8 protein-coding genes are annotated in these 17,035 nt (G+C 71.2%); 6 read left to right on the plus strand and 2 right to left on the minus strand.

Annotated features, from left to right (window positions below):
• Positions 1–100 precede the first annotated feature (100 nt).
• Together YU1_RS0101345 and YU1_RS0101350 are read right to left on the minus strand one after the other, a co-directional pair.
• Positions 101–8,398, minus strand: coding sequence for a SpvB/TcaC N-terminal domain-containing protein (locus tag YU1_RS0101345; RefSeq protein WP_084539573.1), 8,298 nt, complete (start codon positions 8,396–8,398; stop codon positions 101–103).
• 459 nt (positions 8,399–8,857) lie between these two features.
• Positions 8,858–10,423 carry a gamma-glutamyltransferase family protein gene (locus tag YU1_RS0101350; RefSeq protein WP_051356376.1) on the minus strand — a complete coding sequence of 522 codons (1,566 nt, stop codon included), beginning with the start codon at positions 10,421–10,423 and terminating at the stop codon, positions 8,858–8,860.
• Between the two features lie 509 nt (positions 10,424–10,932).
• On the opposite strand from YU1_RS0101350, the gene YU1_RS27370 reads away from it, so the two are divergent.
• The 6 genes from YU1_RS27370 to YU1_RS0101380 all read left to right on the plus strand — a co-directional run bounded on the left by YU1_RS27370 (position 10,933) and on the right by YU1_RS0101380 (position 17,035).
• Positions 10,933–11,793: a VOC family protein gene (locus YU1_RS27370; protein ID WP_035713171.1), complete on the plus strand. Its 861-nt coding sequence runs from the start codon at positions 10,933–10,935 to the stop codon at positions 11,791–11,793.
• A gap of 63 nt (positions 11,794–11,856) precedes the next feature.
• A complete protein-coding gene (locus tag YU1_RS0101360; RefSeq protein WP_029002541.1) occupies positions 11,857–12,870 on the plus strand; it encodes a quinone oxidoreductase family protein in 1,014 nt (337 codons plus the stop codon).
• A complete protein-coding gene (locus tag YU1_RS27375) occupies positions 12,867–13,343 on the plus strand; it encodes a PaaI family thioesterase (RefSeq protein WP_084539574.1) in 477 nt (158 codons plus the stop codon). Before YU1_RS0101360 ends, YU1_RS27375 begins: the two co-directional genes overlap by 4 nt.
• Before the next feature lie 141 nt (positions 13,344–13,484).
• Complete coding sequence (locus YU1_RS0101370; RefSeq protein ID WP_029002542.1) at positions 13,485–15,080, plus strand: ABC transporter substrate-binding protein; 1,596 nt, start codon at positions 13,485–13,487, stop codon at positions 15,078–15,080.
• Between the two features lie 12 nt (positions 15,081–15,092).
• Entirely contained in the window at positions 15,093–16,061 is a 969-nt protein-coding gene (locus tag YU1_RS0101375) for an ABC transporter permease (protein WP_029002543.1), read from the plus strand.
• Between the two features lie 11 nt (positions 16,062–16,072).
• The gene (locus tag YU1_RS0101380) at positions 16,073–17,035 is read left to right on the plus strand and encodes an ABC transporter permease (RefSeq protein ID WP_084539575.1); all 963 of its coding nucleotides are present in this window, start codon (positions 16,073–16,075) and stop codon (positions 17,033–17,035) included.

A 17,035-nucleotide genomic window follows, 5' to 3' on the forward strand; every position in this document is an offset into this window, starting at 1 on the left:
CGTATCGTCCGTCGTAGCCGCGTCCCCATCGCGGGGGGCGCGTGTCGTCCCGGCGGCATGGAGCCGCCTCCCGCGCTCGCCCGTGCCGGGCGCGCCGGCCCTAGAAGGGCGCGCGCAGGAAGTTCAGGCCCATCGCCGTGATCACGCGGCGCGAATTCTCGCTGAAGCACCAGCCCAGGATCACGTCGTTGCCGCTCTCCAGCACCGCCCGCATCTGCGCCGGCCCCATGCGGGCGGCGTCGTGGACGATGACATTGGCGCCCGGCGCGATGCCGTAATCCTCCATGAGGAAGGTGAGCTCGCGCGACATGTAGCCGCCCGGACTGCCGTGCGTGCCGGAGATGATCTCGATCGGCTTGCCGCGCCCGAGCGGCCCCTTCAGGATCTGGTTGGCGAGGTCGTCCACATGGCCGTTCGTCACCGCCTCGGTGGAGGCGAAGATGCGCGTGCCGTTCATGCCCTCTAGCTCAAGGAAATCCACCGTCGAGGTGACGACCTTCTTCTTGAACAGGCCGGTCTCGACGGGCGCGCTCGTGGCCACCTTGCCGAACTTGCCGAAGGGCAGGAATTCGGCGAGCGAGCGGCCGCGGAGCGGGTTCCAGTTGATCCCCGCGCGCACGCCGCGCTGAAGGGCCTTTTCCCAGAACTCCCGCGTCAGCAGCCGTGCGCCCTGGGTGAGCGCCTTGCGCCCGGCCGCCTTCAGCGCCTGGAAGCCGGCCTTGAGGCTGGCCTTGATGCCGGCATAGCCGCCCAGGCTCAGGAAGGTCACGACGATGTCGGCCACCGTCAGGGCGACGAAGATGCCCTGGCCCCACGCCCCCCAATTGTGCGAGCCGAAGCCTCCCGGCACGCCGCCCGAGCGCCCCTTGGGGTCGCCGCTGAACTCCAGGTTCCACCAGCCCGCCACCGTGGTGACATAGTCCATGGCGGTGGGCTTCTCGCGCGGGCCGGGGGGCCCGCCGCTGCCGCCGCCCGGCGCTCCGCCCGGCCGCTCCGCCGTGCCCTGGGGCGCGCCGGGCGCGCCCGGCGGCCGGCCGGGACCCTGGCCTGTGGGCGTCCCCTGGGTGCCGCCGTCGCGGCGGCCGTTGGGATCGCCGCCGGGATTGGCCATGTTGCCGGGCTGGCCCTGGTCCGAGCCGGTGCCCGGCGCGCCGCCGGGGCGGCTGCCGGGCGGGGCGTTGGGATCGCCGTTCGGGTCGGCCTGCGGCGCGGCCGCCGGCCCGCCGGGGCGGCCGGCACCGCCTGCCCCCGCCCCTGCACCTGCCCCAGCCCCTGCCCCATGCCCGCCTGGCCGGCCGCCGGCGCCATGGGTGCCATGGCCGCCCGGCACCGTGCCCTGGCCGGAGCCCTGGCCGTGCGCGCCCTGCCCCTGTCCCGCGCCAGCGCCGGTTCCGGCACCGCCGCCCGCGTGGTCACCCTCGCCCTCGCCTGCGCCGGGATGGCTGCCGGCACCCTCGCCCACGCCGGAGCCCGAGCCGGAGCCGGGACCGGCGGCGCCGCTGCCCGCGCCCAGCCCCGCCAACTCCTCCGCCGAGCCGCCGCCCCCGGTGCCGGTGCCCTGCGCGCCGAGGCCGGGACCATTGCCGCCGGTGCCGCTAGGTCCCGTGCCGGTGCCTCCGGTTCCGCCCGAGCCTGTGCCGGTGCCCGGCGCCGTTCCCGGCGCGCCGCCGTCGCCCGGCGTCGCGCTGGCCCCGCCGGGATCGGCGGCGTTGCCGGTGCCGGTGGAGGCGCCCGCGCGGCCATCCGCGCCGGTGGCCTGGCTGCCGGTGCCGCTGCCCGGATTGGCCCCGCCCGTGCCCGTCCCGCCCGCGCCGGCACCGGGGGGTGGCGCTGGCGGGGGTGGCGCCTTCGGGCGGGCGGGCCGCTTCGGCCGGCTGCCGGCCCCGGCGCCCGGTCCGGAGCGGGGCGCCGTGCCGCCCGCGCCGGCTCCGGGCGCCTGGAGCGCCGCCACGTCCTGGCCGCCCGCGAGGCTGGCCTCCACCCGCGGGCGGATCTCCGCCAGCGTGCCGAAATAGACCTGCCCGCTGGCGCGATCGAGGAACCAGCGGAACTGGCCCTGCTGCATCAGCGCCCGCAATTCCGTCTTGCGCGCCTCCGGCAGGCCCATGAAGGCCTCCTGCACGGCGAGCGGCACCGCGCCGGCCACGTCCACCTCGCGGCCCCGCCGCTGCGCGGTCTGGAGGCCGGTCGGGTCGTAATAGGTGATCGGATTGTTGCGGGCGTAGAGATAGAGGTTGAGACCGTCCACCTGCCCCGCCGGGTCGGCGCTGATCCAGCGGCACATCCAGGGCGCGTAGTAGCGCGCGCCGAAATAATACAGCCCCGTGGCGTCGTCCCGCTCCTTGGCGCAGAAGCGGTAGGTCTTGATCTCCGCCTCGCGCGCATCGTCGCCGGCGATGAAGGCGGTGCCGCCGAACGGCAGGTATTCCTCATAGGAGATGAGCCCGCCGCGCTCGTCCAGCTGCAGCTGCGCCGAGCCGAGATGATCGCCCAATTGGTAGCGGATGCGCGCCTTGGCGATGTCGTCGGTCTCCCGCCCGGCATCGTCGCGGCTCCAGCGGTGCAGCAGCGCCACCCGCCCGAAGCCGTCGCTCACATGCGCCGTGCGCCGCTCCAGGATCGGGGTCCCCGCCCGCGTCACCCGGCGGATCTCGCAGCCGTCAAAATAGAGCGTCTCGATCACCTCCACGCCGCCCGCCGTCAGCCGCTCGGTGCGCTTGCACGCGCGCCGCCCGTTCGCGTCGTAGGCGTAATATTCGGCATCGTCGCTCTGCCCGGCCATGCTGCGGTCGATGACCACGGCGCGGGCCAGCGCGCCGCGCCAGGTCCACTGCGTGCGCGCCAGATGCGGGAAGCGCAGGCACTGGCCGGCGGCATCGAACTGCGCCTCCGGCGCCGCCACCGGCAGGCCGTTGGCGTCCAGCGCCGGCAGCGCGCGGTTGGAGGTGCCCGAGACCCAGAAATCCGAGGTCCAGTTGGCCGCCCCGCCCGCATGCACCAGCTTGGTCATGTTGCCGGAGAGGTCGTAGCTGTAGCTCTGGGTGTAGCGCTCCAATTGGCCGCCGTCGTTCAGCGACAGCCGCCGCGCGCCCTTGAAGCTGCCCGGGTTGGGGGCATCGGTGCGGTGGTCGTCCGGCAGCAGCGCCCGGTGGACCCGCCCGGTGGCGGTGCGCAGGCGATAGAGCGCGTCATAGCTGAACAGCCGCTCAGCGGCGACGGCGGCGCCGCCGATGATGGTGCCCGGCCCGGGCTTGTGGACCTGGTCCTCCACCCACACCACATTGCCCGCGGGATCATAGGCATAGCGCAGGTCCTGCAAGGTGGCGGCGGGCAGCGCGCCGGCGGGCCGCGCCGCCTCCACCCGGCTCGCCTTGCGGGTCTCGCGATCGAAATGATGGCGCAGGACGACGCCGTTGCCGAGCGTCAGGCGCGCGCGCTGGCCGTGGGCGTCGAACTCCGCCTCCGTGACGATGGGGGTCGGCGCGAGCACGCCGTCCAGGCTCTGCGCGCCGATGCCGCGCAATCCCCCGCCGGCCTGGAAGGCATAAGTGAGGACGGTGCCGTCCGCCAGGTCCTGGCGCAGCGTGCGGCCCATGGCGTCGTAGCTGGCGGCGGTGCGGAACACCTCCGGCGCCAGCGCCGGCGGCGCGCGCCAGTCCACCTGTGCCTTGATGTCGGCGACGATGCGCTGGCGCGCCTCCAGCATCTGGCCGTCGATGGAGCAACGCAGGATCTCCCGCTCGCCGGCCTCGTCGCGCAGGATGGCCGGGCGGCCGCGCAGCTGGCGCAGCTCCGCGTCGGCGATGGCCGGATCGTCGCCATAGACGATCGCCTCCACCTGCGCGTCGAGGCCCGGCAGCCCGTCCACCAGAATGCCGGTGGGGCGGTCGAGCCGGTCGTAGAGGATGCGGCGGCGGGCGCCCCCCGCCGACCAGTTCTCCACCGCCCGGCCGAGGGCGTCGTGGAACACGATCTCCGTGCCGGCATCGGCGGAGGTCTTGCGCGCCACCCGCCCCAGCATGTCCTGGAGCGACGTCGCCGCCACCAGCCCGCGCGGATCGCGGCTCTCCACCCCGTGGCCGAGCGCATTGAAGCGGGTGGTGACGCGATGCTCGCCGCCCATGCCGTCGCTCTCCTGCGTGAGGATGACGCGCCCCATGGCATCGAGATGGAGGACGGCCGGCGTGTCCTTATGCTGCAAGGCGCCGTCCAGGGCGCGCCGCTGCGGATCGGCGGCCGGCAGCCCCTCGCGGGCGATGCGGTAGAGCGAATCCGCCACCGTGTCGTTGGCGTCGAACTGGCGCGTCCGCCAGGGCAGCAGCTCGCTGCGGCTGTGGGTGCCGTTAGGATCGTCCTGGCGGATGGTCCGGCCCATGGCGTCATAGGTCAGGCTGGTGAAGGTGCCGAAGCGCGCCAGCTCCGCCTCCGGCTCGAACCGCCAGAGCGTGGAGTGGAACGGCTCGTAGGTGCGCACCGCCTGCTGCTTGAGGTTATGGAGGGTGTAAGCCGCCACCAGCCAGCGCTCGGCCGCCGCCGCGAGCAGCGGCCGGCCGTCCGGCCCCAGCTCCAGCGCCCCGCCGGCGCCGCGCTTCACCGCGAGGCCCGGCTCCACCCGGACCTTCTCCTGCACCGCGCGCCCGAACCCGTCCAGATGCGACACCGCCGTCAGCACGGCGGACGGCGCTGGCGCGGCGCCGGTGCCGTCATGCACGAAGCTCTCGCGGGTGAGCGCCACCGTGACCGGCGGCTCGCCCTTGGTCTTCCAGCGGTCGAGGTCGTAGATGACCGCGCCGGCCATCTGGCCCACATGGCCGGCGGGATCGGCCAGCGCCGTCTCCACCGTGGCCAAGGCCGGCAGACCGAGCGGCCCGAAGCCCTGCGCCTGGGCGACGCCGCCCGCGTCGCGCACGGTGCCGCGGCGGGTGGTGGCCACCGGCACGCCTAGGGCATCGAACAGGACTTCGGTGACGCCGCCATTCTCGTCAGTGATGCGGCGCGCGGCCATCACGTGATAGTCGATCTCCAGGCGGTTGCGGTTGCCCACCGCGTCCACGGTCTCGACCGGCATGAGGCTTGCGGCGTCATAGGCATAAGCGGTCTCGCCGCCGTCCGCGCGGACGATCCGTTCCAGGCGGAGGAACCCGTCCGCGCCGGCATAATGGAAGACCTCGCCCGGACACCACCAATGCCCGTCGCCCGGCTGGTAGAGGGCCGCGCCCAGCCGCGCCGCGTCCACCTGCCCGCCGAAGGCGGCGGCGACATGGGCCTGCGAGAAGGCCGCCGTCTCCACATGGTGCAGCCGCAGCGGCGCGGCGTGCTGGCCGTGCGGCAGCACTGCGGTGCCGGCGGCGTTCCAGTAGAAGGTCCGGCCCCATGCGGAGCGGCGCGCCGCGCCGGGCGCCAAGGGGGCGTCGTGCGGCACGATCTGGCTGAGCGCGGCGGCAGCGAGGCCCTGCGCCTCCTGCCAGCTCCAGATCCGGCCCACGGGCGGGACCAGCCCCTCGATGGCGAAATCCTCCGCCTCCAGGGCGATGCACCGCTCCACCCGCTCGGCCTCGTCCACATGGGCGAGCGTGAGGCGCGCGAGATTGGCGCAGGTGATCTGCTGCGCGGGATCGGCCGGGGCGCCGCGACGCCCATAGGCGACGTCCAGCGACAGGGTCGCGATGCCGAAGGCGTCATGGGCCAAGGCGAGCTGGTGGACGATGCGCGGATCGCCCGCCGTCTCCTCATAGAGGCAGGCCACGGTCTCCCGGGCGAGGGCGATGAAGCTCGCCCTGGCGCGGGGCCCGGCCGCCTGGAGGCGGCGGACCTTGACGCCGGTCAGCGTCACCGACAGGGGATGGGCCGCCACCTGCCCGTCGCGCACCGCGAACAGCTCCTGCCGCACGACGGTGCCGGCGACGGCGGCCGGCGCGTCCTCCGCCTCGTCCGGAAGCAGCGCCTCGGCGCCTTCGAAGGCGAGGGGCGCCAGCCGCGGCTGCGCCGGGTCGCCAGCCCACATGCGCGCGGGCGAGGATACGCCCTCGGCGCCGAGATGGTGCCAGGTGCGGGTCAGCGCGGGCGCCGTCGCCGCCGCCTCCACCCCCAGCGCGCCGTCCAGCTCCGCGTCCAGCATCTCCACATGGCCGAAGCCGCGGAAGCTGCGCTCGCGCCCGTCATAGGAGCCGTCGTGGTAGAAGAACACGGTTTCCGAGCGCGCGCCGCCGATCTCGTCGATGGTCTCCAGCCGGTCGGCCACGGTGGCGTGGCGCGGCAGCTTGCGCGTCCAGGGCCGCCCCGCCGCCTGGTCGCGCAGATAGTGCTGGCCGGAAGTGGCGTAGGACACCCGCCGCCGCAGCCCCATGGAATTGTCGGTCTCCACGACCAGCCCCGGCTTCACCCCGTCGGTGAGCGGCAGATAGGACAGCGGCCCCTGCCCCGCGCCCGCGCCGGCGCTCCAGACGAGGCACGGCGTGCCGTCGCCGAGGAAGTCCAGCACCCGCACCGTGGCGCGCTGGTCGATCACCGGCAGGCCCTTGAGCGTGCCGCCGGGCAGGAAGCCATTGCCGCCCGCATTGATCCACCACGCGATCTCCCCGGTGCCGAGATAGAGCAGGTCGCTGGTGCCCGAGCCGTCGATGTCCGCGAAGATCAGGCGCCCGGCGTCGAACTGGCCTTCGTGGGCGAAGTGCGGCGCCTGGTCCATGGCGATGGGCGGGCCGAAGCGGCCATGGCCGAGATTGGGCCAGTAGACCACGCAGCCGTTGCGGGCGAGCACCTGGTCGGGCAGGCCGTCGCCGGTCATGTCGGCGAAGGAAAAGTCGAGCTGCGGCGCGTCGCGCCAGGGCGCCGTGGCATCGCCGCCGCGCGCCGGGCGGGCCTGCCGGCCCGGCCCGAAGCCCTGGCGGCCGAGCGAGGGATAATAGGTCAGGCTGTCCGGCCCGCCGATGACCAGCTCGGCATGGCCGTTGCCGTCGAGATCCAGCCACTGGGTTTTGTGGCCGAGGGCGTCCAGATGGGGAACCTGCGGGAAGGGGGTGAAGCCGCTCCAGCGTCCGCTCTGGCGATCATAGGCATAATAGCCCGCGCCCCGGCTGCCGGTGACCACGAGGTCGGGATTGCCGTCGCCGTCGAAATCCTGCACCGCCATCGCCGCCACCGCATGGGACGGCCGCTCGACCACGATGCGCTCGGCGCCGAACCGCCCGCCACCCTCATTGGGCCGGTAGGTCCAGGCGTCGCGCTGCTCCAGCAGCAGGCCGGGCAGGCCCTCGCCGAGCAGGTCGACGAGGCGGTGGCGCGCCCCGCCGAGCCCGGCCGGCACGTCCTGCGCGCGGCGCGGCGCGGCCTCGAACGCCGCCCCCATGCGCGGCGCGGTGTAGCTGAAGACGAGCGGCGGGCGCTCCAGCGTCTCCCCGCCCAGGCGATGGCCAAACTGGCGCACGCGGATCAGCTCCGCCCCCTGCGGCCGGGCCTCGTGCTCGAACCGCCAGTCGTTGACCAGCACCGGTTGGGGCGCCAGCGCGGCGATGTCGTGGAACAGCATTAGGCGGCGGCACAGCCGGTAGCTGCGCAGGTCGAAGCCGGGCGCGTAGAGCGAGAAGGGATCGGGCCGCACCGGCCAGGGCTGGTCCGGCGCGGGCGCGGGCGCGGCGTGGTCGCCATAGTCGAACACCAGCCGGAACGACCAGCGCTGGCCCGCCGCATCCGGCCCCGGCGCGGCGACGGGCAGCACATTGCCCCACAGCACGCTCTTCAGGTAGCGCTGCGCCGGAGGCAAGGCGGCGCGCAGCCGCCCCGCCTCCTCCGGCTTCGCGCGGTCGACGCCGGCGAAATCCTCCGCCTTGTAAAGGAAGCGGACGGCATTGCCCGCCACGTCGATCTGCCAGTCCGGCAGCCAGGAGAACACCCGCGCCGGATCGGCCGGATCGGCGATGCGGGAACTGGCGTCGAGACCATAGAGGGTGAGCGTGTCGCGGGCGTCACGGGTGCGCCAATGCAGCGCGCCGGTGGCCTTCTCGGCCCAGGCCTCGATGCGCAGGAAGCCGCGCTCGAAGCGCGGGCGATGGCGCAGCACGCGGAACGCGCCCCGGTCCTCCCAGCCCGCCGGGCTCGGGGTCAGCTCCCCGGCGCCGGAGAAGGCATAGACGTCGCCGCCGTCATAGGCCGGCAGGCCGCGCGCCGTATGGATGGAGACCGAGAGCAGGCCGCCCAGCGCCCAGCCGCGGCCGAACGGCCCGTTGCCGCCGCCGCTGCGATAGTCGATGCCGAGCGCGGGGTGCAGGTCGCGCCGCCCGGCGGTCACCTCGAAGGGAACGGAGACGTTGAGCGTGCCGGTGCGCTGGTCGATCTGCACCTGGTGCGCGATCCCGAGCGACGCCGGAGACGCGCCCGCCCGCTTCGACCGTCCCGTCATGGGGACCTCGCCCGGTTGGCCTGGCGGCGCCCTGCGGCAGCGCGCCCCGCATGAGGAACGCCGGCTGCGCGAAACGGCGGCCGGCGCGTCTGCATGCTCGCGTCCGCATGCCGTTCAGGAATGTAGGAGCGCTGAAGATCTTACGTCAATACGGAATTTCTACGACTTGACAGTATTCACGCGTATTGACTGAACCATAAGCCAGCCAAACAAATAGCCGGCAGGGCCACAAGGCCTAAAGCTCAAGTTATTCGGCGATATGCTTTCGAAGCTATACATATCATGCAGTCTATAAATCATCGACGGTACTAAAAAACCGCACTACCCGGGATGCGCGGGCGCGAGGGCGCGCACCGGCAAGCAGGCGCGCGGCGTCGTGTCATTCAATCGATCAGGAGCGCCCGGCGGCGCGGCGATGCCCCGCCGCGGCATGGCGGCGGGGCGGTGCCGGCGGATGGTTCAGAAGGCTGCGGCCTGGCTGTCCTTGCGGCTGTCGCAGCCGGCGGCATAACAGCCGTTGTCGCCACGCACCACCAGTTGGGCGGCGCCGAAGGCGAACACCGCTTCCGGCGGATCGAGCACGATCTCGTGGCCCAGCGCTTTCAGGCCCTCCAGCACGGCGGGGCCGGCGCCGGCCTCGATCGCCACCTTGCGGCCGGCCACCACGCGCCAGCGCGGCGCGTCGGCGGCGGCCTGGGGGTTCTGCCGGTGGCGCAGCACGCGCAGCGCCATCTGGGTGTGGCCCTGCGCCTGCATCGGCCCGCCCATGACGCCGAACGACATCAGCGGCGCGCCCGCGCGGTCCATGGCGAAGCCGGGGATGATGGTCTGGAACGGCCGCTTGCGCGGCGCCACCTCGTTGGCGTGGCCCTGCTTCAGCACGAAGCCGGCGCCACGGTTCTGCAGGCTGATGCCGGTGCCCGGCACCACGACGCCGGAGCCGAAGCCCATGTAGTTGGACTGGATGAAGGACACCATCATGCCCTTGGCGTCGGCCACGGAGAGATAGACGGTGCCGGCCTGCTTCGGCGCGCCATAGGTGGGCAGGCCGGCGGTCGAGCGGTCGATGAGCTTGGCGCGTCCGGCCAGATAGGCCGGGTCCAGCAGCGAGGCGGGATCGATATTCATGTAGGCCGGGTCGGCCACGTACTGGAACAGGTCGGCCAGCGCCAGCTTGGTGGCCTCGATGGCCAGATGGATGCCCTCGGGCGAATCCACGTCCGCGCCGTCATGGCCGAGCGCTTCCAGGATGCCGAGCGTGATGAGGGTGGCGATGCCCTGCCCGTTCGGCGGCAGTTCGTGCACCACGCCGTCGCCGAACGGCTGCGACAGGGTCTCGACGAAATCCGCCTGGTGGGCGCCGAGGTCGTCCAGCGTCATGGCCGCGCCGTGGGCGGCGGCGTGCGCCACCATCTTGTCGGCCAGTTCGCCGCGATAGAAGGCCTCGCCCTCGGTCTGCGCGATCAGCTCCAGGCTGCGCGCCATGGCCTCCGAGCGGAACAGCTCGCCCGCCTTCGGCGCCCGGCCTTCGGGCAGGAAGCATTCGGCGAAGCCCGGCTGGCCGGCGAGCAGCGTCTGCGCATTGGCCCAGAGCTTGGCCACGGAGGGGGAGACCGGATAGCCCGCGCGGGCATAATGGATGGCCGGGGCGGCGATGACGTCGAGCGGCAGCGAGCCGAACTTGCGCCACAGCGCGATCCAGCCGGACACCGCGCCGGGCACGGTGACCGCGTCCCACCCGCGCTCCGGCATCACCGCGCGGCCCTTGAAGCGCTCCGGCGTCCAGGCGGCGGGGGAACGGCCGGAGGCGTTGAGGCCGTGCAGCGTCTCGCCGTCCCACAATATGGCGAAGGCATCCGAGCCCAGGCCGTTGCCGGACGGCTCGACCACCACCAGGGTCATGGCGGTGGCGATGGCGGCGTCCACCGCATTGCCGCCGCGCGCCAGCATGGCAAGGCCGGCCTGCGCCGCCAGCGGCTGCGAGGTGGAGACCACGTTGCGCCCGAGCACCGGCTGGCGGACCATCTGGTAGGACGTGCGATAATCGAGCGACGACAGATCCACGGGCAGACCTCTTGGAAGGATGACGGGCGCTTGGGGGTGCGCAAGGACGGACCGGGAACGGGGCCGGCCGGCGCCCGGCGCGCACGATAGGGCCCGGCGGGGGGACGGACAATCGGCATGGCGACCGGCCCATGTCCGCGCCGGGCATATTGTGCAATCTCATGCTCGCCTTCGGCCCATGGCGCGGGAAGCCATGCTAGAAAGTCGCGGCTGCGCGCCATGGCGGCTTCGCAAAAAACCGCCGTTGCCCGAAAATTTGCAATGATTTTTCGCCGGAGGTTCCGTCTAATACAATAACCGCTGTGGAAGCCGGGCGGACGTCGCGTGGAACCACACTCTTTCCATAAATTCGATGGAAAATTAATTTTTGACCTTTCCTATGGTGTTAATTGCAATATAGCTAGCATAGTATTCCTCGCAGCGGCCGCCGGGTGCCGGAGAGCTTGCCGCGGAGAGAAGGAGATGTGGCTGTGACCGATGTCGCGACGTCCCTGCCGGGGCCAGTCCTGGACCACGTGGTGATCAATGTGATGGACCGGCTCGATCCGGCCCTCGCCGCCTATGAGAAGCTCGGCTTCCAGCTCACCCCGCGCGGCCACCATTCGCTCGGCTCGGCCAACCATCTCGCCATCTTCGGCACGGACTACATGGAACTGCTCGGCTATGAGCCGGGCAATGCGGGCAACCGGGCGGACCTGTGGCGCCACCCGCCCGGCCTCACCGGCCTCGTGTTCAAGCCGGGCGATCCGGAGGCGCGCTATGCCGACCTCACCCGGCGCGGCGTCCCGGTGGACCGGCCGGCGGAGTTCAGCCGGCCGGTGGACGTGCCCGGCGGCAGCCGCGACGCCCGTTTCCGCGTGCTGCGCATCGGCGCCGCCGAGGTTGAGAACGGCCGCACCTTCTTCTGCCACCATTACACGCCCGATCTGGTGTGGCAGCCGGCCCAGCAGGTCCATCCCAACGGCGTCGCCGGCATCGCCGAATTCGTCATCGCCAGCACCGATCCCGCCCGCACCGGCGCCATCTACGAGCGCATGTTCGGCCCCGGCCTGCTGAAGGCGGTGGAGGGCGGCCTCGCCTTCTCCGCCGGCGTGCCCACCGTCTCGATCCTCAAGCCGGAGGTGATCGCGGCGCGCTTCGGCATCGCCCCGGAACTGGGGCCGGACGGCACCGACCACATGGTGGCCCTGGTCTATCTCACCCGGTCGGTGGACCAGGCCAAGGGCGCGCTGGCCGCCTCCGGGGTCGCCTTCGCGCCTTATGGCGCGGGCGTCGTGGTGGCGCCGGCCCTCGCCTCGGGCGTGATCACCGCCTTCGTCCCGGCCGCCTGAGCCGGCTTGAACCATCCGGCGCGCCGCGCGCGCCGGGCCTCATCACCAGAAAAAGGGGGTGTCATGCGGGCCGTGGTCATGCGGGAACACGGCGGGCTCGAAAAGCTCGTCCTGGAGGCTGATTTTCCGACCCCCGAGGCGGGGCCGGGCGAGGTGCTGCTGCGGGTGCGCGGCGCCTCGCTGAACTATCACGACGTCTTTACCCGCCGCGGCATGCCCGGCATCAAGATCCCCATGCCGCTGGTCATCGCCCTCGACGTGGCCGGCGAGATCGTCGCGCTGGGCGAAGGCGTCAGCGGCTGGTCGGTGGGCGACCGGGTGCTGGTGGACCCCATCAACCGCGTGGAAGGCGGGCTGATGGGCGAGACCCAGAACGGCGGCCTCGCCGAATATTGCGTCTGCAAGGCGCACCAATTGTTCAGGATTCCCGACGGCATCGGCTTCGAGCAGGCCGCCGCCCTTCCCGTCGCCTACGGCACCGCCTACCGCATGATGGTGACGCGCGGCCAGGTGAAGGCGGGCGAGAAGGTGCTGATCCTCGGCGCCTCCGGCGGCGTCGGCGTGTGCTGCGTGCAGCTGGCCAACCTGGCGGGCGCCTATGTGATCGCCTGCGCCGGATCGCGCGAAAAGGGCCAGCGGCTGCTGGACATCGGCGCCGACGAAATCATTTACTACCAGGAAGAGGATTTTCTCAAAGCGGTGCAGGAGCGCCATGGCAAGGCGAGCCGGCGCCGCAGCCAGAAGGGCGGCGGCGTGGACGTGGTGGTGAATTTCACCGGCGGCGAGACCTGGGTGAAGTCGCTGCGCACCTTGCGCCTCGGCGGCCGCCAGCTCACCTGCGGCGCCACGGCGGGTTTCTCCCCGCCCGAGGACCTGCGCTACATCTGGACCTTCGAGCTGGACATCAAGGGCTCCAACGGCTGGGAGCCGGAGGACGTGACCACGCTGCTGGAGCTGGTGGGCTCCGGCAAGCTCAAGGCCATCGTGGACAAGACCTACGCGCTGGAGGAGGCTGCCGAGGCCCTGCGGGTGATCGAGGACCGCGAAGTGATCGGCAAGGTGGTGGTGGCGCCATGAGCGAAGCGAACACCGGCGGGACGGCGCCCGGGGCCGAAGCTCCCGAGACGAAGGCGTCCGGACCCGCGCGGCTCGATGCCGCCGGCGTCCAGGCCTATCTGGATGGCTCGCCCTGCATCGCCTTCTCCGGGCTCCGGGTCACGGCTCTGGACCATGATAAGCAGGAAATCACCATGCGCTGCCCCATGCGCCCCGAGTTCGAGCGGCGCGCGGGCTCCCGGCAGTGGCACGGCGGGCCGCTGGCCTTCGTCATCGATACGGTGGGCGATTTCGCCGTGGGCATGATGGTCGGGCGCGGCCTTCCCACCATGAACTTCCGGGTGGATTATCTGCGCCCGGCCATCGACACCGACCTGATCGTGGTCGCCAAGGTGCGCCGGCTCGGCAAGACCGTCGGCATCGCCGACGTGGACGTGTTCAACGAGGCGGGAGCGCTCCTGGCCATCGGCCGGGCGGCCTACGCCACGCAGTGACGAGACAAGCAAGATGGCGGGCGGCGACCCCGCCGCCCGCCGCCAAGACATTATAAAAAACATCAATAAATCTATGACTTTAGGGATACGCGGAGGATCTACCAGATGAGGCCCATGACCAGCAGAAGGTAGAGCTGAACAATGATCTCCAGGCGTGATTTCCTCACCACGACCGCCGGCTTCGCGTTGGCGTCGAGCCTGCCGCTGCCCGCCCTCGCCCAGGCGACGCCGAAGCGCGGCGGCACGCTCACCGGCACCTGGGGCGGCTTCGAGCCGCAGGCGCTGTTCGTGCCGCCCGGCGGCGGCTCCAGCCCCTATTTCACCTCCACCAAGATCCTTGAGCGCCTGCTGCGCCTGGACGGCGCGCTGAACTTCCAGCCGGTGCTGGCGCTGGAGGTCACCCCCGCCGCCGACTTCAAGAGCTACATCGTCAAGCTGCGGCCCAACGTGACCTGGCACGACGGCAAGCCCTTCACCGCCGACGACGTGGTGTTCAACGCGCTGAGCTATTGGAAACCCGTCTCCGCCGGCCTCGCGCTGAAAGCGCTGACCGGGGCCGAGGCGGTGGACCCGCTGACGGTGAAGCTCACCTTCAACACCACCGTGCCGGAATTCTTCCTGAAGTCGGTGCTGGCGGGCAAGTCCGGCCTCGTCATCCCCAAGCACATCTATGACGGCAAGGAACTGCTGACCAACCCGGCCAACAACGCCCCCATCGGCACCGGGCCGTTCAAGGTCAAGGAATGGGTGCGCGGCTCGCATGTGGAGATGACCCGCAACGAAGCCTATTGGGACGCCGGCCGGCCCTATATCGACCGCCTCGTCATCCGCTGGTGGCGCGACCCCGCCTCGCGCTCCGCCGCCTTCGAGGCCGGGCAGCTGGACATCGGCTGCTTCAACCCCATCCCGGTGCCGGACATCAAGCGCCTGGAGGCGACCAAGAAATTCGTCTCCACCACCAAGGGCTATGAGAATTCCGCCTGGGTGGCGACGGTGGAGTTCAACAGCCGCCGCGACATCGTCAAGAACGTCGCCGTGCGCCAGGCGCTGATGCACGCCATCGACCGCGAGTTCATCGGCGACACCATCTTCTTCGGCCTCGCCACGCCCTCCACCGGCTTCATCCCGGCCAGCAACACGCTGTTCTATACCAAGGACGTGGAGCAATACCCCTTCGACCCCAAGCTCGCCGCCAAGAAGCTGGACGCCGCCGGCTTCCCGCTGAAGGGCAAGAGCCGCTTCAAGCTCAGCGTGGTCTCGGCCGGCTGGTTCGAAGAGAACGTCAAGATGGGCCAGTACCTGAAGCAGGCGCTGGAGGACGTGGGCGTCGAGGTGGACCTCGCCATTCCCGACCGCGCCACCTCGCTGAAGCGGATCTATTCGGACTACGAATACGACATCGCCATCTCCAACAATTCCGGCCCCATCGAGCTGGTGCCCAACTGGACGCAGTTCGTGACCACGGACGGCATCGTGAAGGGCGCGGCGTTCCGCAATGCCAACGGCAATTCGGACCCCAAGCTCGATGCGCTGGTGGAGCAGCTCACCACCCAGACCGACCCGGCCAAGCGCAAGGCGCTCGCGGTCGAATTCCAGCAGGGCGTCGCCAAGGCGCTGCCGATCACCTCGCTGGTGGACATCGGCTCCGTCACCATCGCCCGCGCCGACGTCCGCGACCATTCCCAGGACGCCGACTTCATGGGCGAAAGCTGGTCCCGGGTCTGGCTCGACCGCTGAGGAGGACACGCCATGCGCCGCATCCTCCTGCGCCGCTTCGCACAGATCATCCCCCTCATCCTGGGGGTGATCGTGCTGAACTTCGCATTGATCCAGATGTCGCCGGGAAGCTTCCTGGACGTGATGACCGCTGAGCAGCAGGTCAGCGACCCGGCGATGATCGAGCGCATGCGCGTGCTCTACGGCATGGACAAGCCGGTCATCATCCAGCTCTTGAAGTACATCTGGTCGGTCCTGACCCTGGATTTCGGCTATTCCTACCGCCAGAACGAGACCGTCCTGGCGGTGATCATGCAGGCTTTGCCGGCCACCGTGATCCTGATGCTGGCCTCCATCGCCATCGCCCTCCTCGTCGGCGTGCTGGCGGGGGTGGTGGCGGCGGTGAAGGTGAACACGCTGTGGGACAATCTGATCTCGGTGGGCGCGGTGTTCTTCTTCGCCGCGCCCACCTTCTGGCTCGGCATCATGCTGATGATCGTGTTCTCGGTGCGCCTGGGCTGGCTGCCGGTGGGCGGCATGCGCGACATCGGCGTGGACCACGGCGTCATCGGCATCGCCCTCGACGTGATGCGCCACCTGGCGCTGCCGGCGCTCTCGCTCGGCCTGTTCTATGCCGCCATGTACACCCGCGTGATGCGCGCCTCCATGCTGGAGGTGTTCCGGCACGATTTCGTGCGCACCGCGCGGGCCAAGGGCCTGTCGGGGGCGCAGGTGGTGGTGCGCCACGTGTTCCGCAACGCCCTGCTGCCGGTGGTCACCCTGCTCGGCCTGCAGCTGGGCACGGTGCTCGGCGGCTCGGTGGTGATCGAGACGGTGTTCTCCTGGCCGGACATCGGCTCGCTGATGCTCGACAGCGTCATGAGCCGCAACTATCCGGTGGTGCTCGGCGTGCTGGTCCTGTCCTCGCTCATCGTGGCGGTGGCCAACGCGCTGGTGGACATCGCCTATTTCCGTCTCGATCCCCGCATCCGGGCCCGGTGAGGAGGCGCGCCATGTCCTTGACCACGTCTTCCTTGACCACATCTCCCCTGGCCACATCTCCCTCGACCACCTCCCCCGCCGCGCCCGCCCCCGCGCCCCTGGTCACGCCGGTGGTGCTGGCGGGCAGGCGCCGCTCGCCGGTGCTCGACTTCTGCCGCCGCTTCGCCCGCAACCCGGCGGCGCTGGTGGGCCTCGTGCTGGTGCTCGCCTTGGTCGCGGTGGCCCTCGCCGCGCCCTATTATTATCCGCGCGATCCGCTGCGCATCGTCGGGCGGCCGGAGCTGTGGCCGTTCACCAACCCGCGCTTCCCGCTGGGCACCGACTCGCTCGGGCGCGACATCGCCGCGGTGGTGGCGCACGGCGCCCGCACCACCTTGATGATCGGCCTGTTCGCCAGCCTCACCGCCACCCTCATCGGGGTCGGAGTCGGCGCCACCGCCGCCTATTTCGGCGGCTGGGTGGACGAGGTGCTGATGCGCGTCACCGAACTGTTCCAGACGGTGCCGAACATCATCTTCATCCTCACCGTGGTGGCGGTGCTGGGCCAGTCCATCGGCAACATCACCATCGCGGTCGGCGTGGTCACCTGGACGCCCATCGCCCGCATGACCCGGGCCGAGTTCCTCGCTCTGCGCGACCGCGAGTTCGTGCAGGCCTGCCGCGCCATGGGCATGGGCGACGTGCGCATCATGCTGGGCGAGATCCTGCCCAACGCGCTGCCGCCCGTCATCGTGCTGTCCTCGCTGGTGGTGGCGAGCGCGGTGCTGTTCGAAAGCGCGGTCTCCTTCCTCGGCCTCGGCGACCCGAACGTGGCGAGCTGGGGCGGCCTGATCGGCCAGGGCCGCACGCTGATCCGCTCGTCCTGGTACATCTGCGCCGTGCCTGGCGTCGCCATCATGCTCACCGTGCTGGCCCTCAATCTGGTGGGCGACGGGCTCAACGACGCCCTCAACCCGAAGCTGAGGGACCGCTGA

The sequence above is a fragment of the Azorhizobium doebereinerae UFLA1-100 genome (genome assembly GCF_000473085.1).
Classification (GTDB): domain Bacteria; phylum Pseudomonadota; class Alphaproteobacteria; order Rhizobiales; family Xanthobacteraceae; genus Azorhizobium; species Azorhizobium doebereinerae.